This window comes from Zhongshania marina, assembly GCF_002915595.1.
GTDB classification, from domain to species: Bacteria; Pseudomonadota; Gammaproteobacteria; order Pseudomonadales; family Spongiibacteraceae; genus Spongiibacter; species Spongiibacter marinus_B.
In genome coordinates this window covers 1-23419 of record NZ_PQGG01000030.1, presented here as the reverse complement: position 1 = coordinate 23419, position 23419 = coordinate 1, and the positions used below count along the sequence as shown (strand labels likewise).

Below are 23419 nucleotides of genomic sequence, written 5' to 3'. Positions count from 1 at the left end.
GCTAGGAACGGTTCTATGCTTGATGTGCAATATGTCAGTATTTTTATCGCGTGTAGCCCTAGCAAGGTTTACCGGTTTGCATCTAATCCTGAGAACTTACCGCGTTGGGCTGCTGGGCTAACAAGCACGGAACTTAGTCAAGATGGCGACGTTTGGATTGCTCAGGCGCCCTTCGGGCGAGTGAAAATACGTTTCGCTGCGCATAACTCCTTTGGGGTGATGGATCACGATGTTGAGCTTGAGTCGGGCATGGTTGTGAATAACCCCATGCGGGTCGTGAGCAATGGTGATGGTAGCGAGTTGGTCTTTACCCTGTTTAGGCGCGAGACGATGTCCGATCAAGAATACGCCGCAGATATAGCCGCCGTTGAGGCGGACTTACAAACGCTTAAGCACATACTCGAAGTGTCTTAAGGGTCGTCGATTACGCCCTCTTTTTTTGGTTTACCTGCTTGTACTGATATTGCTGAGAGCCGTCGGCTTTATTCAGTGCTTGTATATGTATGTGATTGCTAACTATAATGAGAATCGTTGTTATTTGCGGATTTTAATTCGCCCATTTTAATGTGCTCAGGCAGGGAGGAGCGATGACCACACCTAGCTCCGTCCACGGCGAGCAACTCCATACCTTATATAGTCATCATCATGGGTGGCTGTTTAATCTATTAAAGCGCGCCGCCTAGGTTGCGCAGAAGATGCTGCCGATTTAGCGCAGGATGCATTTATACGTTTATTACTTCGTCCCCAAGAATTCGATAACTCGGGTGGGGCTAGGGCGTATTTGACGACGGTAGCCAAGGGCTTATGCGTTGATCTGTGGCGTAGGCGCGATGTCGAGAAGGCCTGGTTAGACGCAATTGCCGCCAAGCCAGAGGTGTTTGCGCCGTCTCCCGAGCACACCGCGATTGTTCTCGAAACGCTGTATGACCTAAATCATATGCTGCGCGGTTTACCTCAAAAGGTTGCGAAGGCATTTATTTTTTCTCAGCTCGATGGTTTGCCCTATAGGGAGATCGCGGTGCGCCTCGATGTATCTGAGCGCATGGTGAAAAAATATATGGCTAGAGCTATGTATGAGTGCGCGGTCTTTGAGCTAGACGTGGCTGACGAAATCATCAAATGACTGATGTAGAAAAAACGCAGGATCAAGCTGCTGTCAGCAAGCAGCATATAAAAGAAGCTGCCGAGTGGTACGCTGCGCTTGCCGACGAGACTCTGGCTGCGGATATTAAGCCGCAATGGCAGCACTGGATTTCAGCCAGTTCTGCCCACGGCGAAGCCTGGGCGCGTATTGAATCGGTCGCGAAGCGCTTTGATCAATTACGCGATGACGGCATAGGGACTCGCGCTCCCGCCAGTGAAACACTTCATAGTTTGCAAGAGCGGCGCGTAACACGGCGGCGCACATTGAAAACCATGTTGGTGCTTGCTGGTATTGGCAGCGCCACATGGCTGTCGCTGTCCGAGTCACCCTATTTGCAAATGGCTGACTACGTTAGCGCCAAAGGTGAAATAAAAGAACTGGCCTTAAGTGACGGCAGTAAGGCGTGGTTGAATACCTCTAGCCATATGGATGTGCACTACACCACCGAACAGCGATTAATTCATTTATTGAGCGGCGATATATTCATCGATACTGCGGCGGATTCGAATCGTCCATTAATTGTAGAAACCTCGCATGGCCGCTTGCGCGCATTGGGTACCCGTTTCTCGGTGGCTGAGGAGGGGGGGCACACCGTGCTAGCCGTATTTGAGGGGCGAGTCGAGGTGGATATTGGTCAGGGACTGAACCGCATAATCGACACGGGTGAGCAGATTAGTTTCTCAAAAGAGACGTGGGGTGTTTTACGCAGGGCCGATCCGGCGCGGCAGGCATGGGTAAATCATGTGCTCTTGGCCAACGATATTCCGCTAGTTGATTTGCTCAGCCAGTTAGAGCGCTATCGATTTGGTTATATATACGTTGAGCCAGAGGTGGCGCAAATGCGGGTGATGGGTTCTTTCCCACTAGATGAGCCTGATGTCGCGCTAGAAATGCTGGCTGCTAGCTTAGATATCCGCATCGATAAGCCTATTCCTTGGTGGGTTCATATTCGATCTAAAAATAAATAGAAATTATTATCATTACTTTTCTTAATTGGTTTCCTTTTTGATTGGCTTATTCGGTAGATAGGAAGTAGACCCATATAAGCCACCCAAATAGGAGCACATGTTTGATGAACTTTGATCTTGCCCGCAGCGCAATACCGCTGGCTTTTGCCTCAGCACTGATTGCCTCGCCACTTGCTGCGGCTCAATCCCCTAGCCCTCAGAGCCAAGCTATGGCTCAGTACAATGTTCCAAAAGGTGATTTGTCGCAGTCGCTGACTGAGTTCGCGCAGCAGGCGGGCATCCACCTTAGTGCTGCGGCGAGTCTAACCCGCGGTAAAAGTAGTTTTGGGGTGCAGGGTGATTTTACCGTTTCTCAAGCGCTCATGATTTTGTTGGCTGGCACCGGTTTAGAAGCACAGGCCCAAAGCAATGGCAGTTTCCTCATTAAGGCCGCGCCGCAGGCTGAGACGGTGCCTCAGAATGAACTGATTACCTTAAAGAAGGTTGTGGTGTCTGCTGCGGGCTTCGAACAAAAAATTACCGATGCGCCGGCCAGTATCTCGGTGGTGAATCGCGAAGAAATTGAGTCTCGCCCTTACACGACATTGCTGGATGTTGTTCGTGATCTGGAGGGTGTAGATATTGGCGAAACACGTGACAAAACTGGGCAGGGCACCATTAGTATGCGGGGTATGGGGGCAGACTATACCCTGATCCTTATTGATGGACGTCGCCAGAATAACCACGGTGATATATACCCCAATAATTTTGGCGGCAATCAGTTTAACCATATTCCACCCTTGGCGGCGATTGAGCGAGTAGAGGTTATTCGCGGTCCAGCCTCGACCTTGTACGGCGCTGATGCGCTAGGTGGTGTGATAAACGTGATCACGAAAAAAATCACCGACACTTGGGGCGGCGCGATTAGCTTTAGCCGTAGCTTTCAGGAAGACGATGAGTTTGGCGAAGATTCAACCCTAGACTTTAATGTGCAGGGGCCATTAATTCCAAATACCCTTGGTCTTGCGGTTCGCGGTAGCGTGTATGATCGCGACGCGTCTAATCCAGAGTATGCGCCGGTGCGTGATCCCGCCGGTAATCTGCAAACTCGCTCGCTGGGTTTTGGCGGTGGTGGCAAGACGGTAGACAATACCAATAAAAGCTTGGGCTTTAGATTGAGCTGGACGCCAGACGAGAAACAGTCGGTGGTGTTTGATTACGACGTATCTGAGCAGGTTTACGATAATACGCCATCTGCAGATGGCAGCTTCCCGCTGGGAACGGTAGACAGTATCGATCAATTGTTTTCTAGCCGCCCTCGCGCTGGTTACGCAAAGGATCAAGAGTTTACTCGTGACCAATGGTCAATAAGTCACGATGGTGATTGGAGCTTTGGTAGCAGCGCGGTATCCCTAGCTTATATTGAAACGGCCAATAAAGGCCGGACGCTGCCATTAACGGCAAGCGAGCGTCTTTTACAGAAAGAGATTTTTGAGGGCACCGGCGCGTACGCGGGGCTGAGTGAAAGCGAGCGGCGTGACATTATGGAGGCGGAATTTTTGCCGCGTCCTAAGCGTGAGATGGAAAGTCGTCAATATACCTTCGACGCAAAATTAGACATCCCCATTACTGACATGGCCGGTGATCATTTACTAGTTGTTGGTACCCAATACATTGATGGCGAGCTGGACGACGGCGTATTTGGTATGGAAGACGGCGGCACCGGTGCCGGTGTGGTATCAGATTTCACTATGTATTCTTTGTTTGTTGAAGATAACTGGACGTTCATAGACCCGCTTACCGTCACTGCAGGTATTCGCTACGACGATCACAAACTGTTTGGTAGTAACACCAGCCCAAGATTGTATGGCGTGTATTTATTGAATGACAGTTGGACCTTAAAAGGCGGCGTAAGCACGGGCTATAAAACACCTAAAACCACCGATTTATTCGATGGTATTACAGGATTTGGTGGGCAGGGCACGAGTCCTTTTGTGGGCAACCCAGATTTGAAACCAGAAACCAGCATCAACACGGAGCTTGCTGCATATTGGGAAGCCCCAACGGGAGGTCATAATTTTAATATCACCCTCTTTCAAAATGAGTTTAAGGACAAAATCACCCGTGGTGAAACAAACTTGTCCTGCTCTCAGACTGGTGGTGTGCGCCCTTGTGCAAATCTAGGTGCGTATGAGCAATTGAATTACACCAGCTACGCGCAAAACATTAATATTGATAAGGCTGAAATCCAAGGTTTGGAGCTTGCTGGTCGTTATTATATTTCCTCTGCATTGGTACTGCGTGCTAACTATACCTACACGGATAGCGAGCAAACCAGTGGTGCGAATAAAGGTCAGCCCTTGACAAATACTGCTGAAAATATGGCGAATGCGACCTTGGATTGGCAATACAATGATCGTATGAATGTTTTTCTTACCTTAGAAGCGCGCTCTGATCGCTACCGTGGCGTGGGCACGTCGGGTGAACATTTATATTACGATGACTACGAAGTATTTCACCTAGGTGCTGCATTTAAAATTAATGAGTCTGTGACTGTAAATGCTCGTATTAATAATTTGCTAGATCAGGACTTCACCAGCTACACCACGCGATTTAACGACGTGAACGGCGATGGTATTTATGATGCAGACGCTGATGGCGAAGTGGAATTTAGCGATGACTATAACAATAAAGATAAGTCGCGAAACTTTTGGCTGAGTGTAAACGTAAGCTTTTAATTAATAGCTTAGCTGGCGATAAGGGGCAGTCTCTGCCCCTGTTTTTTAAAGTAAGTCCCGTCAGAGTAATGTCCACTATTCACCGCGAAGCGTGATTATTTTTATGACAAGGGCCTGTATATGACATCAGAAAATCTCGAGCTACGTAAGGTCGGATTAAAGATTACCTTGCCAAGAGTAAAGATATTTAAGCTTTTAGAAACCATGAGCTTGCAGAATGAGCACGTCAGCGCGGAGGACGTATATCATCATCTTCTAAAACGTGGTGAAAGCATTGGTTTGCCCACGGTGTATAGAGTATTAGCGCAATTTGAATCTGCGGGTTTGGTTGTACGTCGGCATTTATTTAAGGGGCGGTCTGTGTTCGAGCTGGCGAGCGATGATCATCACGATCATATTGTGTGCTTAGACTCGAGTGAAATTATTGAATTTAGGGACCATATAATCGAACGCCGCCAACAGGAAATAGCGCAGCAGCATAATGTTGAGTTAGTTGATCACACTCTGGTGTTGTATGTGAGAAAAAGTAATTGACGAACAATTTATTTGAAAATAGAGTTCTGAATGATTCATAGAGTGATTATTTTCACCCTCCCATAGGTGGATGAAAATAATCACTTTTGCTGGTCTGAAAAATTTAGCTAGCTACCGTATTTTGCGGGTATAGCTGGCGCCACATTTCAAAACCGCCGTCCATGCTGTAGACCTCGGTAAAGTCTTTCTCGACAAAATATTGCGCAGCACTTTGACTGCTATTGCCGTGATAACAATAAATAATAAGTGCTTGATCAGGATCGGCTTGTTCAATAAATTGCTGCAAGCTGTGATTGTCTAAGTGATTGGCCTTGGGGATATGTGCCATCGCGTAGGATTGCTCGTCGCGAATATCCGCTAGCTGACATCCCGCTTCGATCATTGCGTGGGCGTCTTGTGGTGAGATATGTTTAAACTCAGGCATGATATACCTATCTGTGCAGACTAAAGGGCTTATGGTACCGCGATGAAGCATAAAACAGAACGCCGTCGCCGCAATCAGCGGTTTTCGCTGCGGGCGCGTCTTGATAGTTTTCGTTACGCCTTTGACGGTTTGATCACCATGATATTCGAGCAGCACAACGCCCGTATCCATTTGGTAGTCACACTTGCCGTCCTAGCGCTCGGTCTATTAACCGGTTTGGAATCGATAGAATGGATGATGGTGATACTGGCAATATGCCTGGTGTGGATGGCTGAGGCTTTGAATACCGCGCTGGAGTCATTGGCTGATGCGGCGGTGCCCGAGACCCACGAGCTGGTCGCAAAGGCTAAGGATGTGGCCGCCGCCGCAGTGTTAATTGCGGCGGCGTTTTCAGTCATTGTTGCGCTGTGGGCGTTTTGGCCTTTTTAGTGGCTGCTGTTTGCCAACGCTTTAGATGAGCCGAAGAATGCTTTAACGTCATCTAAGACGATGTATAAGCAGGGAATAAGAATCAGAGTAATGACGGTGGCGAAGATAATGCCGAACCCCAGCGATACCGCCATCGGAATGACGAACTGGGCTTGCAGGCTGCTTTCTAGCAGCATTGGCAGCAGTCCGAAGAATGTGGTTAATGAGGTGAGCAAAATAGCGCGGAAGCGCAGGCAGCCGGAATCTACCACAGCATCAATTAGGCGGTCGCCACGGGCAATGGCTGAGTTTATAAAATCAACCATGATGAGGCTGTCGTTGACAACCACACCAGATAGCGCGATGACCCCAAAAAAAGACATCATGCTGAAGGACATATTAAGCACAATGTGTCCTACCACCGCGCCGATGATGCCAAAGGGAATAACACCCATAATAATGAGGGGTTGCAGGTAGGAGCGCAGGGGAATAGCAAGCAGCGCATATATGCCGAATAGGGCGAGCACAAAACCAATGGCGAGGCTTTTCATGAGTACGCCGCTTTCCTCACTTTCACCGCTGAGCTGTACAATGACCGAAGGATACTTTTCAGGGAAAATGTCTTTTACCAAAGTGTTCATAATGGTTGATGTGACTTTATCGGGGGCCGTATAGGTTTTGTCTACTTGGGCGGTAACCGTGACGGAGCGCTCGCCATCGACTCGCTTGCGTTCGCTAAAACCCGGTTCAATGCTCATGCTCGCAACACTGCTTAAAGGCACATAAGCACTGTCTGCAGAGCGAATATACATATTTTGCAAATCAGATATGGTGGTGCGAGCGTCGCTTGGGTAGCGCACCATAACTTTCACTTCGTCGTTGCCCCGCTGAATACGTTGAGCTTCAGCGCCGTAGAATGCATCTCTCAGTTGGCGCCCTAGCGTTGCGGAGGAAATACCTAGCACTTCAGCGCTGGGCTTTATGTCTAATACTATTTCATCCTGAATTGCGCTGGCGCCGTTGCGGATATCGAATACGCCTTTGTAATGACTCAAGGCTTCTTCAATTTCTTTGGCGGCGGCATCGAGTTCGGTGTTTGAACTACTGCTAAGTTTAAGTGATATCGCTGGCCCAGAAGTTTGGTCAGCACTGCTGATTGCCAAGATTTTAGAGCCAGGAATGTCGCCTATTTCTTCACGCCAGCGCCGCGCAATTTCGTTGCCGTCAATGTCACGCAGTTCATTTTTGGTTAGCTCTACCATAAAGCTGACGGTTCTTCCCGATGTGGCAAAGGCTTGCACATGACTAATTAAACGTTTGTTAGACGAATTTAGATGCTCGCGCTGATAGTCGAGGTCGACCTTCGTTAGCGCCTTATCCATGTACTCAAAAGCCTGTCGCGTTTGCGCCTCGGGGGTACCTTCAATCATTTCAAGATTGGCTTTAATGAAGTCCGACGGTACTTCGGGAATCATCACAAAGCGAACAATGCCGCCGGCGATTAAGCCAATTGTGATGATTAACATCGCACTAAAGATTGAGCCGGTTAGGTAGCGATTTTCGATCGCCTTGTGGATGAAAGGACGATAATACTCAGTGACAAAATGATTGAGTTTGCCGTTAAAAAACTGTGGAATTTTATCTATCTTTAGCCAGATGCCGGTGGTGCCCGGGGTACTGTGGGCAAGGTGTGCAGGTAGTATCCACTTGGATTCTATTAGCGAAAAGCTTAAGCACAAAATAACCACCCAGCCGACTGCTTCTGGGAAGGGGGAGAATGCACCTTCGGTAAATAGCGTAGGCGAAAAAGCCATAATGGTGGTGAGCACGCCAAAAGTGGCGGGGGTGGCGACCCGCAGTGCGCCAGTGATTACGGAATCAATGGAGTGGCCTTTGTTCTCTGCCTCGGCATAGGCGCTTTCACCAATAATAATGGCGTCATCAACCACAATACCCAAGACTAAAATAAATCCAAAAAGGCTCAGCATGTTTAGACTAATGCCGGCAAAAGGCATCATAACTAAGGCGCCAAGAAAGCAAATGGGCAGGCCGACCATTACCCAGAAGGCGAGTTTTATATTGAGGAACATGCCCAGCACAATAAATACTAGCAGGGCACCCATGCCGAGATTTTCCATCATCATCGTCATGCGGCCTTCAAGATAAAACGTAATATCCGCCCAGGTGGCGATGTTTACGCCCTCGGGAAGATTGCCACGTTTTTTCTCTACATATTGCTTGGCTGCGGTAGCAACTTTGATTAGATCTTGATTGCCAACCGCAAACACTTGCAGGCCGATGCTGTTTTGGCTGTCAAAAAATGAAAAGCCGTCTTGCTCGACAAAGCCGTCGTTAATCGTTGCGATATCGCCAAGGGTGAGACGGGTGCCGTCTGGGTAAGTGATGAGTACAACTCGCTCAAACTCATGCTGGCTGCGGGCTTGGCCTCGGGTGCGCAGCAATATGTCGCCGTTGGCGGTTTTGATTGATCCACCTGGTAGATCTAGCGAGGAGCGGCGAATAGCGTCTGCGACTTCGGAGAGTGTTAGCCCGTATTGAAGCAAGGTGTTTTCCGACACCTCGATGCTGATTTCAAAATCCCGCGCGCCATTGATTTGCACAAAGGCGATATTTTCGTCGAGGGTAAGTTCTAGCTTGACTTGTTCTGCGAGTTCTTTCAGCCCGCGTTCGTCGATGTCACCGTAAAGTTGTACGTTGAGAGCGTGGTTTTGAAATTCGACCCGCTTGATGATGGGACGTTCTGCTTGCTCAGGAAAACTAACAATGCCGTCGACGGCGCTTTTAATTTCGTCCATCACTGCTAGGGTGTCGTAGCCTTCGTAGACTTCCGCTGTCAGTATAGCTATGGATTCGCTGGCAGTAGATTCCAAGCTCTCAATCGATTCGATATCTTTGAGTGCTTCTTCAATTTTTAAGACAACGCCGCGCTCTACTTCGTCCGGCGTGGCGCCAGGGTAGGGGACGGTAATCTGTACAATATTTATTTCAAAATCGGGTTGTATGGTGCGCTGAATGTTAAACGCGGTGCCAAGTCCAACCGCGATAATAACGATCATCAATAAATTGGCAGCGACTGAATTGCGAGCAAACCACGGGATAATACCCCTGTTGGTATCAAACTCCGGCAGCGAACTCATAGGGCATTTGTCTCGGTGCTGGCGTCGGCGATATGGTCTGCGTTGGCGCTGACCAAGGCACTAGTGCTGGTTGTTGCGTTAACATTTACCTTGGTGCCGGCGACAGCATTGGGAATGGTAGAGAGGCAGATGCGGTCGCCATCATTTAAGCCTTCATACACATAGACCAGCTTTCCTTCGGTATGAAGTATTTTTACATCGCGATTGCGGAGGCGCTGTTGTTCGTCCAGCACCCAAACCTTGTTGCCCGTACGTAAAATGTAGCGGGGAATGGCGATTAAATTGTCTATGCGTTTGCCGCCTATTTGCGCTTTGATGAAGCTGCCCATCAACAGGGCGTCGCGACCATTTTCAACGCCATAAGGGTCATCCACCTTGGCGACGGCAAATAGTACCCTGCTGCGTTCATCGAGAACCCCTTCGGTACGCACAATAGTACCCTGCCATTTGGCGCCCAACTCGTTTTCGACGATAACGCTGGGTGCGCTTTCTTTGTTGTGGCTGTCAGGTAGGTCTAAGTAATTTAGGCGGTCAGCGGGGATGGGGAGTCTCACTTCAGCAAAATCGACAGCAAATACTTGGCCAAGCTGCGTGCCCGAACCGACAAACTGGCCCAGATCAACACTGCGGGCTTTTATGATGCCGCGGTAAGGCGCGCGAATTTTTGTACGGTCTAAATTATTGTTGGCGTGTTCTAGGTCGGCCTTGGCGGAATCTAAGCGGGCTTGGGCTTCTTTAAGCTGTGGTAATCGCAGGGCGAGGTAATGGGCTTCTTTACTCGCGTACTTTCGCGGATACTTTTTAATGTCTTGTCTAGCGACTGCGGCGCGGCCTTTTTCTTGTACTAAATTACTGAATGCTGTGGCGACATTGGCTTCTGCGCGCTTAACTTCAACCTCGTAATTGCGTGGGTCAATGCTGAGTAAAACCTCGTCTTTTTCCACTAGGCCACCGCTTTGAAATTGCGGTGAGAGTTCGATTATTTTGCCGCTTACTTCGGTGATTAATATGGTTTCGGTTCGCGGTTGCACCGTGCCTTGTGAGCTAACGGCGATGGAGAGGGTTTGTTTTTCCGCAACGGCAAGGTCGATGGTCAGCGTTGGCGGTTCAATTGTGACGGTTTCTGGTGGTGGCCTTAAAGCGAAAAAGACGCCGGCGATAACAATGGCGACTACAATGACGACGGTGGACTGCAGAACTTGTTTTGAAGGTTTTAACACACTGATGTTCTCTAATTGCGTGATGGCACCCAATGGCTTTTTCGTCGCAGTTTGAAACGACACGCGCACGCAAAGTATGCGTGCACAGGGTGTCAAAGTGGGGCTATTGTATCGTTATCCGTGTGGCGATGTTGTGAAAACTTGTTAATCCGCCCGTATCCAGTTCTCTCCGGTGTCTGCTTCCTTCGGCAGCGGAATTTGCGGTGTCCACTCCAGCCATTGCTGATCAAGTGTTTGATGAAGGGCGAAGGTTTTGCCATCACTTACTGCGGCGGCGAGTTGCTCGCCATCTGGAGTGGCAAAGGCAATGCCGCCCTCTAATAGCGATTCTATCGACTTGCTGCGAATCGTTGCGCCGCTAAACAAGCCGAATTTCACGGCGATTCCGCTAGAGTTCCAGAATTTACTATTCTCTCTTACGAGGCCGGCATAGCGTGGTTCGATATTGATATGGATCAGGGTTTGAGTCGCATCTTCGGCTAGTTCGTAGCCAAATACCTCCCCAACTGGAATATCGCGGTAAAAGACTTTTACGCCTTCTTTGATTGAGCCGCGCTGAGCTGCGGTCACAATTAAGTTTAAGCCCGAGCTGGGTTTGCTCAGCGGTGGTGGTTTGTCTAACGCCACAAACTGGGTGGCGCTGCTGCCATAGCCGGGACGAACACTGATATAACTACCGGTTACCAGCGTTTCTAAGTTGCGTGTGCCGATGAGGCCTAGCTGAGGGCGCACTACCCAGAACTGGCTTCCGGTGCGCGCTAGGGCTTTGGCAGAGGGGGCGAGCCGTGCGCTTACCTTTACTCGCTCCATATTACTGTCTAATTCTACGGCGACCACTTCCCCGACTTTTATGCCTTGGTATTTAATTTCGGTGCCCTTGTTAATGTTGCTGCCGGTTGCAAAGTACAGGCTAATATCGCGGCCTTTCTCTGCGTAGGTGCTTTGAAAGTCTGGGTATAGGGTGTAACGCAAACCTTCCCAGGCTAACTGCGGCTTGCTGACTTCGGGGGTGTGAAATGCAATACCACCGGCGACTATGGTTGCCAGCGAGTCGGCGTGAATGTCTAGTCCGCTTAAGCCACCGCTAATGCTAAGGCCGCTGGCATTCCAAAATTGCGATTCACGATGCACTAAATTCGCGTATTGCTCATGAATAAAAATGCCGATATTGACGCCGTTTTTATCAAGCTCAACGGATTCAACCTGTCCGACAGCAATTTTGCGGTAGTAAATTTTACTGCCGATACTGACCGAGCTGAGTTCGTCGCTGCGTAGCGTAAGCCGCAGCCCCGGTTGTTGAACGCGACTTTCCGGCGCTCTTAGCAGGGCGGTGTATTGTTCAGGGATGGTGCTGCCTTTGCCCTCTACGCGTAGATTAATATATGGCCCACCAATTAAAGCGTCTAAGCCGCTCACACCGCTGCTGGAAACCTCGGGCTTAACCAGCCAAAACTGGGTTTTTTCGTTTAAGTAACGGTGGTGAGGTGAATGAATGGCAACGCGTACATTGGCGCCGAGGTTGGGGTTGTCGTCAATAAATTTGAGTGACTCAACCTTGCCAATGTCCATGCCCATTAGGCGCACATTGCTGCCGACATTTAAACCGTCGGGATTGCGGAAATACACGCTGATAATTTTGCTGCCCTTGGCGCGATCCTGATTTTGAAATAATTTAAAATGCGCATTATTTTCAACCTCAGGATCACCTTTCGCTGGGGTGTCGAAGGTAACGCCCCCCGCCAAAATACTTGCCATTGAGCCTGTTTCGATGTCGATACCTTGCAGGCCGGCATTAATTTTTACGCCGCTATGTACCCAAAAACGTGAACTGCTATTGACCAGATGGCTGTACTGGGGATCGATGCGAATATTGACGTCGATATTGTCGTCTTTGAGTTGGTAGCCCTCAATGTCACCAACATCTATTTGTTGATAGAGCACCGGCGCGCCCACGGTGAGTGACCCAAGCTCCTCGGCATTTAATACCAAACGCAGTCCCGGCAGATTATTGGTTTGTGGCGGCGGCGTATTTAATGCCGTGAAGTGTTGGGCGGCTTCGCCATCGCCAGGATTGAAACTGATGTAATTGCCCGCTACCAATGTGTCTAAGCCAGACACGCCTGACAGGGAGATTTGCGGTTTTACCAGCCAAAATTCGGTGTTTTTCTTGATCAGCGGCTCGATCTGACGAGAGAGCTCAAGGGTGGCGGTGACTCCCTCTAAATCATCGTCGAGTTGCAAACTTTGCACATGGCCGACATTGATGCCCTGATAGATGACGGGGGTTTTTCCAATATTTATGCCGCTGCCATTGTCGAAGGCAACGGTAACGCTGAGCCCTGTGTCGCTAAGGCTTTTATACATCAGCCAAACCGCAATACCGAGGGCGATAATAGGCAGCAACCAGATGGCGGAAAGGCCGCGCTTGGGTGTGAGTACAGCGGACGAAATATTGCGGTCAGTCATTGTCTAAGTCCCATATTAAGCGCGGGTCAAAACTATTTGCGGCAAAGAGTGTAAGCACGACCACGGCAGCGAAGGCGGTTGCCGCGGGGCCACTTTCAACGGTGGCGATATTGCCGAGGTGCACCAGCGTCACCAAGATAGAAATCATGAATAAGTCGAGCATCGACCAGCGGCCGATAAAGTGAATAAAGCGATAAAGTATGGTGCATTGTTGCCGGCTTAAAGGCAGTTGCCATTGTACGACCAGCATTAAAATAACCAAGATAAGCAGTTTTAAAACCGGCACCGCAATGCTGGCGATGAACACGATGACAGCAATGGCTTGCAAATCGGCTACCCATAATTTCACAACCCCAGACATGATGGTGTCTGGGTCACCTTGGCCAAAGCTGATGACGGTAAGAATGGGCAAAATATTGGCCGGAATCATCAGCGCAGTAGCGGCAATGGTGTAGGCCCAGCTGCGTTGTAAACTTTGCGGCTTGCGGAAACTCAGCTCGGTATTACAGCGTGGGCAAGCGGCTGTGGTCTTGTGGCCGAGGTCCGGTAAGTGACTGAGTTTGCCGCATTCGGTGCAGCGAGCAATACCGCGTTGTTGGGCGCTGATACTCATGCGGGTTTATTTTTCTCCCAGTGTTGCCATGCCTGTTCTTCGTGAAAATATTGGCTACACAATATGACGCAAAGTAGCAGCCCACTCAGGCAGTAGGTGCCAGCGGACACGGTGACTTCACCGTCGTGCATCATTTTTACATAAGCGACGATAATACCCATGGCGTAGACTTCGAGCATATTCCAGCTTTGCATCCAGCATTTGTATTTTATCCATAGCGGAAAGTGGCTTGGATAATGATTGAATCTAACGCTGAAACACACGACCGCGGTGAGTAATAAATGCAGAAGCGGCGCCAGCAAAGAGCACAGCATAATTAATACCGCGAGAATTTGTTCCTGCTCCACCCACATGCGATAAATGCCACCGAGCAGGGAGTTGCTGCCGTGTTGGCCGACCATTTTCAGTTTGAGAATGGGCAATGTCATTGCCGGATAAAACAGTATCAGGCCGCTAATGGCGGCGGCAAAGCTGACGGTGTCGGTGTGTTTGGCGGCGTGCCACAGCACCGCCTTGCAGCGCGGGCAGCGGCCTTCTAGCGTGTGATCAGACTGCGCGGTTTGCAGTAGCAAGTCGCAATCTGGGCAGGCTGTAAATTCATGTGGGATATGACTGGGTTCTGCCATGAGCTCACTTATTGCAGCGGGGCGAAAAGATAGGCGCAGCGGCTGAGCAGGCGGCGCCTAAACGACCATTTCGCCACTTCCCGCGGTAGCAGTTGGGTGCATTTTTGAAAATCGCTCTTGAGCATATTTTCCATTGTCTGGGCAAATTCTTTGCTGTGATTAATCACGCAGAGTTCAAAATTAAGTCGGAAGGAGCGGTTATCCATATTGGCCGTTCCCACCACGCTAATATCATCATCCACTAACATCACTTTCTGATGCAAGAAACCGTCTTGGTAGTAATAAAACTGTACGCCTCTGGCGAGGGTTTCTTTGATGGCGGTATAGGACGAAAGTTGAATTAATAATTTGTCAGGTTTGGCGGGCAGCATGATTCGCACGTCTACACCGCGCATTGCTGCTAATTGCAAAGCGCAGATAACCGGTGCGTCTGGTACAAAATAGGGGCTGACGATCCATAAGCGTTCACGAGCTTGGTGAATCATATTTAAAAAATACAGCGCGCAGCTATCGGTATTGTCGGCGGGCCCGGTCGCCAAAACCAAGGTGTTGAGCGGCCCGTCGGCGGTGCTGGTTTGCCAATTGAGTTTTGGCAGGGACTCGTTTGCCCAAAACCAGTCTTCGGCAAAGGCTAATTGCACTGCCTGCACGGCGGGGCCTTGTATGGCTATGCCGGTGTCGCGCCAAGGGGTGAGTACGGGGTGCATGTCGCGATATTCATCGCCGATATTCATGCCGCCAATAAAGGCGTAGTCGCCGTCGCACACTACTATTTTGCGGTGGTTGCGAAAATTGAGCTGCAGGCGATTCCCCAAGCCCTTGGTGCTGTTAAAGGGGCGAATGTTAACGCCGTTGCTGCGCAGTTTTTGCAGATAATTATTAGATAGTTTTAAGCAGCCGATTTCGTCATAAACACAGTAAACGCTAAGACCCTGCTGGGCTTTTTGAATGAGTAGCTCGGCTAGTTGGCGCCCGATTTGGTCGTCGCGGATGATGTAAAACTCTAGCAAAATATAGCTTTTCGCCGCCTCTATGCGGCTGAAAATTTCGCTATAAGCGCGCTTGCCGTTGATCAGTAATTCGCATTGATTTCCACTGCAAAAGGGGAGTGTCGATAGCTGCTCTAAGGCGATTAGGCGCGGATCACTACTACTTTGTTCTGCCCCAAAGGCGGGAAAGTGTTTAAGAAGGTCTTGGGCGACTTCGTCGATCTGTAGATGGTTGGTGCGTTTGGCTAAGGCATAGCCGCGAAATTTGCGACGGCCGAATATCCAATACAAAGGCACAAATACTGGGGGAAAGCCAATTAGCACAATTGCCCAAGCTACCGCGCCTTGGGCGGTTCGGGTTTTTAGTATGGCCTCTAATGCTGAGACTATGCCAAGCACAAGGAAAATTGCGGTTAATAAGGCTCCAATGCCGGCGAGGTTGTCCGTTAACCAATTCAATAGTTCCGGTGATGAGTAGTTGCCCATGCCTTATACGAGTCCTTATCTTATTGTTGCGTGTTCCTTGTGTGGCAACTTAGAACACATCTTAGCTGATAAGTTGTAAGCTCCATTGTAGCGGATAAGTTCGCCGCTAGTTTCTAGCCGAATGAGAACCTTGTCGTCCTGATAGACTATTTCAGGCAAATCTGCCTGAATGCTAAAGTTTGTGCCCATCTCATCCATAATTAAGCCCTATAAAAACAGGGGCAGACAAGATGTCGGCCAGACACCGGAGTAGCTATGACCACGGTCTTTAAACAACCACAGGATCTTATCGCCGCCGTTGGCACCGTACTCGGTGCCAGCGACTGGTTAGAGATAGATCAGCAGCGTATTAATTTATTTGCTGACGCAACTGGCGATCATCAGTGGATACATGTTGATCCAGAGCGCGCAAAAGATGGCCCCTTTGGCACGTGTATCGCCCACGGCTATTTGACTTTGTCGTTGGTTAATTTGTTTTTGCCTCAGATTGTCGAAGTGCAGGGAATCGCTATGGGGGTAAATGTCGGCTGTGATCGTATTCGTTTCCCCGCGCCGGTGCCGGTTGGCTCGCGGGTGCGGGGTGTCGGTGAATTGCTGTCTATTGAAGAAATTAAAGGCGGCGTGCAGTCGATAGTCAGGGTTACCGTTGAAATTGAAGGCAACGATAGACCCGCCTGCGTTGCCGATACCATTAGTCGTTACTTTCCCTCGTAAATTAATCAACTGGCGGTGAGCTTTTTTGTCACCGCTGGGTGATAGTTGTGGCTACTGTGTTCCTCTAAAAGCCGGCGTAGAGTAGGTGCCATATCAGTAATAAGGCCACCTGCTATGAACTCACTTCCTTACTCCTTAATCGATTGCGACAACCACTACTACGAGCCAGACGATTGCTTTAGTCGGCATATAGAGTCTCGCTTTCGGGATCGTACCGTGTGGGTTGAGCGCGAACGTGACGACGGCTTCGGTATTATGAAGTTAGGGGATGAACGCCTTAATTTCTTTAGCGTCGGTGTGGGCGACTATGTTGGCCCCCCTGGCGCGATGAAGGCTTTTTTTAAAGGCGATGTCGAGACCGGCGGTGCGGTAAATGCCAATGCCATTCGCGCCATTGATTGCCCTGAATTTATCAATAAAACGGCGCGCTTAGCGCGGATGGATGAGCAGGGTGTAGAGGCCTGCGTGATGATTCCTACTCTGGGATGTGGTGTTGAATACCAGCTCCGTAAGCCAAAGCATCGCGATATTGCCTATCCAAGTATCCGCGCCTTTAATCGCTGGGTAGCTGAGGATTGGGGGTGGGGCGGCGATGGCCGGATTTACGCCACCGCTATGATGAGTCTCGTCGGTGTAGAGCAAGCCTTGGTGGAGCTGGAGCGAATCATTAGGGAAGGTTGCCGCTTGGTGCATATTAATACCGGTCCTATCGAGGGGCGTTCGCCGGCAGATCCGCATTTTGATCCCTTTTGGGCGCGGGTGCAGGAGGCGGGGCTGATTGTTGCATACCATATCGGCAGCGGCCCCTTTACCGAATTATATGCCGCGCCCTGGGGCGAGCCTGCCAATCCACCATCCCATCGTTTTACCGCATTTAATACCTATGTGGGGATGGGAGAGCGCACGGTGGTTGATCAAATTGCGGCGACTATTTTTCAAAACCTGTTTGGTCGGTTTCCTCGCCTGCAGTTTTTAATTGTTGAATTTGGTGCGGCGTGGCTGCCGCATTTATTGAAAACAATGGACAAAATTTATCGCCTAGGCGACCACAAAAGTCGCTGGGCCTATGGTAAGCCGGAGCTACCTAGCGAAGTATTTAAACGGCATTTTAAGATTGTGCCCTTTCATGAAGATGACTTTGGTCACATCGCTAAAAGCGTCGGTGTCGAGGCAATCGTCAATGGTTCGGATTACCCCCATCCAGAGGGCTTGCTGTGGCCTTGCGAAATGACAGAGGAAATGAGTGGCTTTTCGGAGCGAGAAATTTTTCAAATGATGCGTGGCAATGCGGCCAGCCTGCTGGGAATTACGCCATAAAGTGGGGCTTTTAATGCTTTTTGGTTATGAAAATCACTGATTTTTGATATTTTTTGATCTAGCCGGCAGGCGGGAATCCCCTACGTTATTGTGTTATAACTGCAACATTGGCAAGGATGCTATAGGTTGAAGTACGTATTTGATTTTGAATATAGCGCGGAGTAGGTCAATGGATTTGACGCATGGCAGTGTGCTGCTAGGGGATCGGGAATTATTGTCTGATGTTCCCATGTATATTTCTGCAAGCAGCGATTATGTGAAGTGGGGCGGTTGCCTGCATTTGAATAAGCAGATTAGCGAACGTCTACACGGAACCGATTATCGTATCCGCTTGCGCGACGGGCGCTTGGGTGAGATTCGCATCCGCAAAGTGGTCAATACCAACGGTTCTTTGCATGTTGAGCTGCTGTTTGAAGGCCTTGGTCGTTTGGATGTCGAAGCGGGCGCAGCCTAATTAGTTTTTTGCTTTGTTTCTAGGTCAATAATGGCGCTGTATTACGGCGAGTAAGGCTTCTCTCGTTTTTCTGCTGTAATGGCGGCGTCAGCAATCTTATTTTGGGCCTCTTTTTCACTTCTTTCGTTTAGTCACGTGTGTTTCTCTTGCTCCTTCTTAAATAAAACCTGAGTAAAATTTTTGCGGGCTGCGAGCAGGCCCTACAGCTTAATTTCTGTTAAATTGGCGCCAAATTAGCAAATATACCCTCAAAATTGCTGTTTTGGTGGGTGTTTTCCTTTTTGTATCAATAGTCTTAGGGCGGTAGTCGCAAGGTGTATAAAGGCGAGCGTTTTAACAGTTTTTCTCACTTAGCCGGTGTTTTAGCGGCTGTAGTGGGGAGTGTCGCGCTGGTTTGGCCGGTGCTACAAAGTGGTGAGGGTTGGAAGCTACTCGGTTTTTCGGTGTATTGCGTCTCTCTGTTAGCCTTGTATGTGTTTTCTACCCTGTATCACAGCACCAAGGGGCCACATAAAGCGCTGTATCGGCAGCTAGATCATCTGGCGATTTACCTGCTTATTGCGGGCACCTATACCCCTTTTTTGGTGGTGACTTTGCGCGAAAATGGCGGCTGGTGGATGTTTGCGACCATTTGGTCTTTGGCCGCTATTGGCATGGTGCTAGAGATGGTGCCTAAAGCTGGGCGGCGGGCATGGGCTATCGCGGTGTATTTGTTGATGGGTTGGTTGGCAATATTTTTAATAAAACCCCTGAGCGCGGCGTTGCCAGAGGGCGGCTTTAGCTTGTTGCTGGCCGGCGGCCTTGCCTATACGGCGGGGATTATTTTTTATGTGTTTGATAAGAAAATTCCCCACTTTCACGGTATTTGGCATCTGTTCGTGTTGGCGGGCAGTGTCTGCCATTTCTTTACAATTTATTACTATGTCGCCTGAAAAATGCCGGCGAGCGGAGGCGTAGATTCTTGATTATATCTCGTGTAGCAATGGGCTTTGGGCTGGTAAATTGCCTGTTTCTTGCTATTGCAGCGGTCTCGCCCGTGGTAATTAAGGGGCTTAGTTATGGCTGGGTGCAGGCGCCATCACTGATGATTTTTCATGCTTTGGTGAGCGCAGCCATGGTGTATGCCGCCAAGGAAAAAATGCGTGGAAGCGATTTGGGGCACAAAGCGTTTCCGGCAGCCATTATGAGTTATGTGCTGTGGCTGTGTATGGCTCTGCGCTGGCTTACACAGTAAAGACTTCCTTCAGAGTCAGAGAAATAATATGTTGCGGTGTACGATGGAACCACGCTTCTGTGAAACAGATGCTTTGGGTCATATAAACAATACGGTTGTTCCCATGTGGTTTGAGACCGCTAGGGGGCCGATATTCGAAATATTCAATCCTGGGCAGGATTTGACGAAGTGGAATGTGATTCTGCGAAAAATGGATGTTGATTTTATTGCTCAGATATACCACGGCCATTCGGTAGATATTACAACGCGTATTGCCCACGTTGGCAGCACTTCATTTATTTGTGATCACGAGGCTTGGCAGCGAGGTGAGCTAGTGGCCAAAGGCACGGCGGTGATGATTTATTTTGATTTTGCGGTGCAGTGTAAATTGGAAATTACCGCTGAGCAGCGTGTTGGCTTAGAAAAACTGAGTTAATCAAGACCTATAAGCCGTTCTTGCGCGGTGAATGCCAAAAAAGGCCAAAGGTTTCAGGGTATTTGTTGCGTCATGCCGGTATAATGCGGCCTCAACGCCATATCTGCGTTCGGCCGAGTGTGAGGTCTAATGTTGCGGCGACTCATGCATTTTTTACGGTAGCGATTATGCCCTCTGATACGGCCGCGGCAGCGGAAACTATGACTTTTGATGATTTGGGCTTATCGCCCATGGTTCTTGCCGCTGTGAAAGCGGTTGGTTACGAAACACCTTCACCAATTCAAGCAGCGACAATTCCTTTTATTCTAGCGGGCAGAGACCTTGTTGGTCAGGCTCAAACGGGTACGGGTAAAACCGCAGCATTTGCTTTGCCTCTATTGTCACGTCTCGACGTAAATAGCCGTCGTACCCAAGCCTTAATTTTGGCGCCAACCCGTGAATTAGCGATTCAGGTTGCAGAGGCGCTGCAGAGCTATGCGGCGCAAATGCCAGGCTTTAATGTGTTGCCTATCTATGGTGGTCAAGATTACCGTGGTCAGTTAGCGGCACTTAAACGCGGTGTGCAGGTTGTTGTTGGTACGCCTGGCCGAGTGATGGACCATATGCGTCGCGGCACCCTGAAGTTAGATGATCTAAGCCATTTGGTTTTAGACGAAGCAGACGAAATGCTGCGTATGGGATTCATCGACGACGTTGAGTGGATCATGTCGCAGATGCCAGAAAAACGTCAAATTGCGCTTTTCTCGGCGACGATGCCTTCGGCGATTCGCCGTATTGCGACAACGTATTTAAATAACCCTGAACAAGTCACCATTCAAACAAAAACCTCAACAGCGGTGACGATTCGTCAGCGTTATTGGATGGCGCGTGGCTTGAATAAGCTGGATGCGCTCACCCGCATTCTTGAGGCTGAACCGTTTGACGGCATGATTATTTTCGTGCGGACCAAATTGGTTACCACCGAGCTTGCCGAAAAACTGCAGGCCCGTGGTTATGCCGCAGCGGCACTCAATGGCGATATTGCCCAAGCCCAGCGCGAGCGCACAGTCGATCAACTGAAAAATGGCCGTCTTGATATCGTTATTGCTACGGACGTTGCCGCCCGTGGTTTAGACGTAGAGCGTATTAGCCACGTAATTAACTACGATATTCCCCACGACACAGAAGCCTATGTTCACCGTATTGGCCGTACTGGTCGTGCTGGCCGCACCGGTGACGCGATCCTGTTTGTGGCGCCGCGTGAAAAGCGTATGTTGCAGGCGATCGAACGCGCCACTCGCCAGTCAATTGAAGAAATGGGCTTGCCGACGGCAGAAAATATCAACGCTTTGCGCGTCGATCGTTTTATGCAAAAAATCACCGACACACTTGCCGGTACGGATTTGAGTTTCTTCCGCAAAATGCTTCAGGAATACGTTACTAAGCACGACGTATCTGAAATCGATGTGGCGGCGGCCTTGGCCAGCCAGTTGCAGGGTGACAAACCCTTATTGGTAAAAGACGCGCCCAAGCTGATGACGGAAGCCCGTGCCCGCGACAAAGTGAGCGGCGGCAAGCGTGTGCCAGAATCAAGTTTGCAGCGCTACCGTTTAGAAGTTGGGCGTCAGCACGGTGTGAGCGCGGGCAATATTGTTGGCGCAATCGCCAACGAAGCTAATATTGATAGCGCGAACATTGGCCGTATTTCAATCTACCCAGATTTCAGCACAGTCGATTTGCCGGCGGATTTACCAGAAGGTGCATTCGAGTGTTTGAAAACCACCCGCGTTGCTGGGCAGGCTTTGAATATCTCTGTGCATGAAGGCGGGGATATGCCTATTGAGCGTGAGCGTCCGCGCAAACCTCGTATAAGTAAGGCGGGCGACAAAGGCGGCCGCAAGCCTGTTACCAAGGTAAAAGCCAAATCGGCTAAGCCATCTGCACCACGAGAAAAACGCGGCAAGCTATAATCCGTAATACGCTTCGTTTACACTCTTCATGCTTATTTGAGCTGAGAGTGTAAACGTGGTCTGGCGTGTTTTTCTGCAATTCCTGTATTTGGGCTGTGTCAGTTTTGGCGGCCCAGCAGCACATATTGGCTATTTCCGAAAAGTATTTGTAGAGCAAAAATCTTGGCTAAATGAACAAGAATTTGCCGCTGATTTAGCCCTATGTCAATTTCTTCCTGGTCCATCCTCTAGTCAGCTAGGCTACGCTATTGCCTGTCGGCGCGGCGGTATTCCTGCAGGCATCGCGGCATTCCTCGGATTTACCTTACCTTCATTTCTTCTTATGTATGGCCTCGCGGTTTGGCAATTAAACATTGCTGAAGGCACTCTCCAATTTGGTATTGTTAGCGGTTTAAAATTGCTAGCAGTAGCGGTGGTGGCAGATGCAGTTTGGGGCATGGCGAATCAATTTTGTCGGCAAGCGCTTACGATTATATTGGCCGTGTTAAGTACCGCCGTACTCACGTGGGCAATGACACCGCTATGGCAGTTCTCATTAATGGCGCTAGCAGCAGCTGTTATGGCGTGGCGAGCCGAACCAGCGCAGAATCTTGTTGGTATTAAAACAGACCGTACCTTACTGACTTGTCTTACGGCTTTCGTGCTGCTATTTGCCGTGTGCCTTTTCTTTCCTACTGGTATCTTCGCAATATTTTATCAAGCGGGCAGCTTGGTATTTGGTGGCGGCCACGTGGTCTTGCCGCTGTTAGAGCCTTTAGTTGGTGAGGCTTTGAGCAAAGATCAGTTTCTATTAGGCTACGCCGCCGCGCAGGCCGTGCCTGGCCCCATGTTTTCCCTCAGCGCCTACCTTGGTGCCGCCATAAATCCAAACGCGGCTTTGTCGTATGCCTTAATCGCAACGGCTGCGGTATTCGCACCGGGCTTTTTACTTCTTTCAGGATTCCGGGGAATTTGGCAGCAATTATCAACGCGGCCCCGTATCGTTGCGGCCATTGCCGGTGTTAATGCCGTTGCCGTTGGTATGTTGGCGGCGGCGTGGATAAACCCCGTGGCGAGTAGTGCCCCCCACGATTGGTTTGCTCTTCTATTGGCGGTGGTGGGATTAATTGCGCTGCGCAGCAAACGTGTGCCGATTATGGCTATTATTGTGGTGTTCGCCGTTTGCGGTGCGGCACTCTATTGATGTGGATGGCTACTGCGATAACTTATAAGCCTGAGCCTTCTTTAGCTAACGCCATATATCAGCTCAACTTGTAAACGGTGAGCACATCGAAGATTGGAGAGAATCGCTGAGATTTTTTCACCGCTATAGATCACAGGGGTGCACCCAGCGCGGGTTTAAACACAAGATCACTAATATCTAGCCCCATGAACCGCTTATATAATTAAACCAAGGCATTGAGGGCGATTCGTTGGGTATTTGTAGAGCAAGAGCGCTGTTCTGCTAAATGACTTAGGGAGGTCTCGACATTAGACATACAAGCAAAGGCAGTCGGATGTGTAACCGCGTCGCTGCTTTGAGCGTTGAGGCTGTAGATTTTCTCTTAAAAACCAGTGTTTTTTGCTAAAATCAGGCATCTGAT

21 protein-coding genes are annotated in these 23419 nt (G+C 49.6%); 14 read left to right on the top strand and 7 right to left on the bottom strand.

The features are described 5' to 3' along the window. Window positions 1–15 precede the first annotated feature (15 nt). The 5 genes from C0068_RS12780 to fur all read left to right on the top strand — a co-directional run bounded on the left by C0068_RS12780 (window position 16) and on the right by fur (window position 5363). Window positions 16–414: an SRPBCC family protein gene (locus C0068_RS12780; RefSeq protein ID WP_103684867.1), complete on the top strand. Its 399-nt coding sequence runs from the start codon at window positions 16–18 to the stop codon at window positions 412–414. A 250-nt stretch (window positions 415–664) separates the two neighbouring features. Then, window positions 665–1123 (top strand): sigma-70 family RNA polymerase sigma factor, encoded by a 459-nt coding sequence (locus C0068_RS12775; protein WP_199176174.1) that lies wholly within the window; start codon window positions 665–667, stop codon window positions 1121–1123. Then, window positions 1120–2112, top strand: coding sequence for a FecR domain-containing protein (locus C0068_RS12770; RefSeq protein WP_103684866.1), 993 nt, complete (start codon window positions 1120–1122; stop codon window positions 2110–2112). The genes C0068_RS12775 and C0068_RS12770 overlap by 4 nt, the downstream gene beginning before the upstream one ends. 104 nt (window positions 2113–2216) lie before the next feature. Next, window positions 2217–4829, top strand: a complete 2613-nt coding sequence (locus C0068_RS12765; protein WP_233208814.1) for a TonB-dependent receptor — start codon at window positions 2217–2219, stop codon at window positions 4827–4829. 120 nt (window positions 4830–4949) lie between these two features. Continuing rightward, window positions 4950–5363, top strand: coding sequence for a ferric iron uptake transcriptional regulator (gene fur, locus C0068_RS12760; RefSeq protein WP_103684865.1), 414 nt, complete (start codon window positions 4950–4952; stop codon window positions 5361–5363). A 103-nt stretch (window positions 5364–5466) separates the two neighbouring features. Here the strand turns inward: fur and glpE are convergent, their stop codons facing one another. Beyond that, window positions 5467–5787 (bottom strand): thiosulfate sulfurtransferase GlpE, encoded by a 321-nt coding sequence (gene glpE, locus C0068_RS12755; protein WP_103684864.1) that lies wholly within the window; start codon window positions 5785–5787, stop codon window positions 5467–5469. Window positions 5788–5829: 42 nt separating this feature from the next. Here glpE and C0068_RS12750 point away from each other — a divergent pair, with 42 nt between their 5' ends. Next, window positions 5830–6216 carry a diacylglycerol kinase family protein gene (locus C0068_RS12750; RefSeq protein ID WP_103684863.1) on the top strand — a complete coding sequence of 129 codons (387 nt, stop codon included), beginning with the start codon at window positions 5830–5832 and terminating at the stop codon, window positions 6214–6216. Here the strand turns inward: C0068_RS12750 and C0068_RS12745 are convergent. From C0068_RS12745 to cls, 6 genes are all read right to left on the bottom strand, one after another. Then, complete coding sequence (locus C0068_RS12745; protein ID WP_103684862.1) at window positions 6213–9353, bottom strand: efflux RND transporter permease subunit; 3141 nt, start codon at window positions 9351–9353, stop codon at window positions 6213–6215. The two genes, C0068_RS12750 and C0068_RS12745, sit on opposite strands and share 4 nt — an antisense overlap. Then, window positions 9350–10636: an efflux RND transporter periplasmic adaptor subunit gene (locus C0068_RS12740; RefSeq protein ID WP_158249995.1), complete on the bottom strand. Its 1287-nt coding sequence runs from the start codon at window positions 10634–10636 to the stop codon at window positions 9350–9352. The genes C0068_RS12745 and C0068_RS12740 overlap by 4 nt, the downstream gene beginning before the upstream one ends. Window positions 10637–10717: 81 nt before the next feature. Beyond that, the gene (locus C0068_RS12735) at window positions 10718–13039 is read right to left on the bottom strand and encodes a PqiB family protein (protein ID WP_103684860.1); all 2322 of its coding nucleotides are present in this window, start codon (window positions 13037–13039) and stop codon (window positions 10718–10720) included. Then, window positions 13032–13652, bottom strand: coding sequence for a paraquat-inducible protein A (locus C0068_RS12730; protein WP_103684859.1), 621 nt, complete (start codon window positions 13650–13652; stop codon window positions 13032–13034). The genes C0068_RS12735 and C0068_RS12730 overlap by 8 nt, the downstream gene beginning before the upstream one ends. Then, complete coding sequence (locus C0068_RS12725; protein ID WP_103684858.1) at window positions 13649–14278, bottom strand: paraquat-inducible protein A; 630 nt, start codon at window positions 14276–14278, stop codon at window positions 13649–13651. Before C0068_RS12725 ends, C0068_RS12730 begins: the two co-directional genes overlap by 4 nt. Window positions 14279–14286: 8 nt before the next feature. Then, a complete protein-coding gene (cls, locus tag C0068_RS12720) occupies window positions 14287–15753 on the bottom strand; it encodes a cardiolipin synthase (protein ID WP_103684857.1) in 1467 nt (488 codons plus the stop codon). Window positions 15754–16008: 255 nt separating this feature from the next. On the opposite strand from cls, the gene C0068_RS12710 reads away from it, so the two are divergent. The 8 genes from C0068_RS12710 to chrA all read left to right on the top strand — a co-directional run bounded on the left by C0068_RS12710 (window position 16009) and on the right by chrA (window position 23019). Beyond that, window positions 16009–16467 (top strand): MaoC family dehydratase, encoded by a 459-nt coding sequence (locus C0068_RS12710; RefSeq protein WP_103684855.1) that lies wholly within the window; start codon window positions 16009–16011, stop codon window positions 16465–16467. Between the two features lie 114 nt (window positions 16468–16581). Continuing rightward, window positions 16582–17784 (top strand): amidohydrolase family protein, encoded by a 1203-nt coding sequence (locus tag C0068_RS12705; RefSeq protein ID WP_103684854.1) that lies wholly within the window; start codon window positions 16582–16584, stop codon window positions 17782–17784. 169 nt (window positions 17785–17953) lie between these two features. Next, entirely contained in the window at window positions 17954–18238 is a 285-nt protein-coding gene (locus tag C0068_RS12700) for a hypothetical protein (protein WP_103684853.1), read from the top strand. 314 nt (window positions 18239–18552) lie between these two features. Next, window positions 18553–19170, top strand: a complete 618-nt coding sequence (gene trhA, locus C0068_RS12695) for a PAQR family membrane homeostasis protein TrhA (RefSeq protein ID WP_103684852.1) — start codon at window positions 18553–18555, stop codon at window positions 19168–19170. 29 nt (window positions 19171–19199) lie between these two features. Beyond that, window positions 19200–19472: a hypothetical protein gene (locus tag C0068_RS12690; RefSeq protein WP_146047897.1), complete on the top strand. Its 273-nt coding sequence runs from the start codon at window positions 19200–19202 to the stop codon at window positions 19470–19472. A 28-nt stretch (window positions 19473–19500) separates the two neighbouring features. Further along, window positions 19501–19887: an acyl-CoA thioesterase gene (locus C0068_RS12685; RefSeq protein WP_103684850.1), complete on the top strand. Its 387-nt coding sequence runs from the start codon at window positions 19501–19503 to the stop codon at window positions 19885–19887. Between the two features lie 167 nt (window positions 19888–20054). After that, on the top strand, window positions 20055–21836 hold the full coding sequence (locus C0068_RS12680; RefSeq protein WP_233208811.1) for a DEAD/DEAH box helicase: 1782 nt from the start codon (window positions 20055–20057) through the stop codon (window positions 21834–21836). 55 nt (window positions 21837–21891) lie between these two features. Next, window positions 21892–23019, top strand: a complete 1128-nt coding sequence (gene chrA, locus C0068_RS12675; RefSeq protein WP_103684848.1) for a chromate efflux transporter — start codon at window positions 21892–21894, stop codon at window positions 23017–23019. The last annotated feature ends 400 nt before the right edge of the window (window positions 23020–23419 follow it).

Excerpts from the sequence above, each read along its gene's own strand:
- C0068_RS12780 (WP_103684867.1), top strand. The coding sequence starts at position 16 with ATGCTTGATGTGCAATATGTCAGTATTTTTATCGCGTGTAGCCCTAGC.
- C0068_RS12770 (WP_103684866.1), top strand. The coding sequence starts at position 1,120 with ATGACTGATGTAGAAAAAACGCAGGATCAAGCTGCTGTCAGCAAGCAG.
- C0068_RS12765 (WP_233208814.1), top strand. The coding sequence starts at position 2,217 with ATGAACTTTGATCTTGCCCGCAGCGCAATACCGCTGGCTTTTGCCTCA.
- fur (WP_103684865.1), top strand. The coding sequence starts at position 4,950 with ATGACATCAGAAAATCTCGAGCTACGTAAGGTCGGATTAAAGATTACC.
- glpE (WP_103684864.1), bottom strand. The coding sequence starts at position 5,787 with ATGCCTGAGTTTAAACATATCTCACCACAAGACGCCCACGCAATGATC.
- C0068_RS12750 (WP_103684863.1), top strand. The coding sequence starts at position 5,830 with ATGAAGCATAAAACAGAACGCCGTCGCCGCAATCAGCGGTTTTCGCTG.
- C0068_RS12745 (WP_103684862.1), bottom strand. The coding sequence starts at position 9,353 with ATGAGTTCGCTGCCGGAGTTTGATACCAACAGGGGTATTATCCCGTGG.
- C0068_RS12735 (WP_103684860.1), bottom strand. The coding sequence starts at position 13,039 with ATGACTGACCGCAATATTTCGTCCGCTGTACTCACACCCAAGCGCGGC.
- C0068_RS12730 (WP_103684859.1), bottom strand. The coding sequence starts at position 13,652 with ATGAGTATCAGCGCCCAACAACGCGGTATTGCTCGCTGCACCGAATGC.
- C0068_RS12725 (WP_103684858.1), bottom strand. The coding sequence starts at position 14,278 with ATGGCAGAACCCAGTCATATCCCACATGAATTTACAGCCTGCCCAGAT.
- cls (WP_103684857.1), bottom strand. The coding sequence starts at position 15,753 with ATGGGCAACTACTCATCACCGGAACTATTGAATTGGTTAACGGACAAC.
- C0068_RS12710 (WP_103684855.1), top strand. The coding sequence starts at position 16,009 with ATGACCACGGTCTTTAAACAACCACAGGATCTTATCGCCGCCGTTGGC.
- C0068_RS12705 (WP_103684854.1), top strand. The coding sequence starts at position 16,582 with ATGAACTCACTTCCTTACTCCTTAATCGATTGCGACAACCACTACTAC.
- C0068_RS12700 (WP_103684853.1), top strand. The coding sequence starts at position 17,954 with ATGGATTTGACGCATGGCAGTGTGCTGCTAGGGGATCGGGAATTATTG.
- C0068_RS12685 (WP_103684850.1), top strand. The coding sequence starts at position 19,501 with ATGTTGCGGTGTACGATGGAACCACGCTTCTGTGAAACAGATGCTTTG.
- C0068_RS12680 (WP_233208811.1), top strand. The coding sequence starts at position 20,055 with ATGCCCTCTGATACGGCCGCGGCAGCGGAAACTATGACTTTTGATGAT.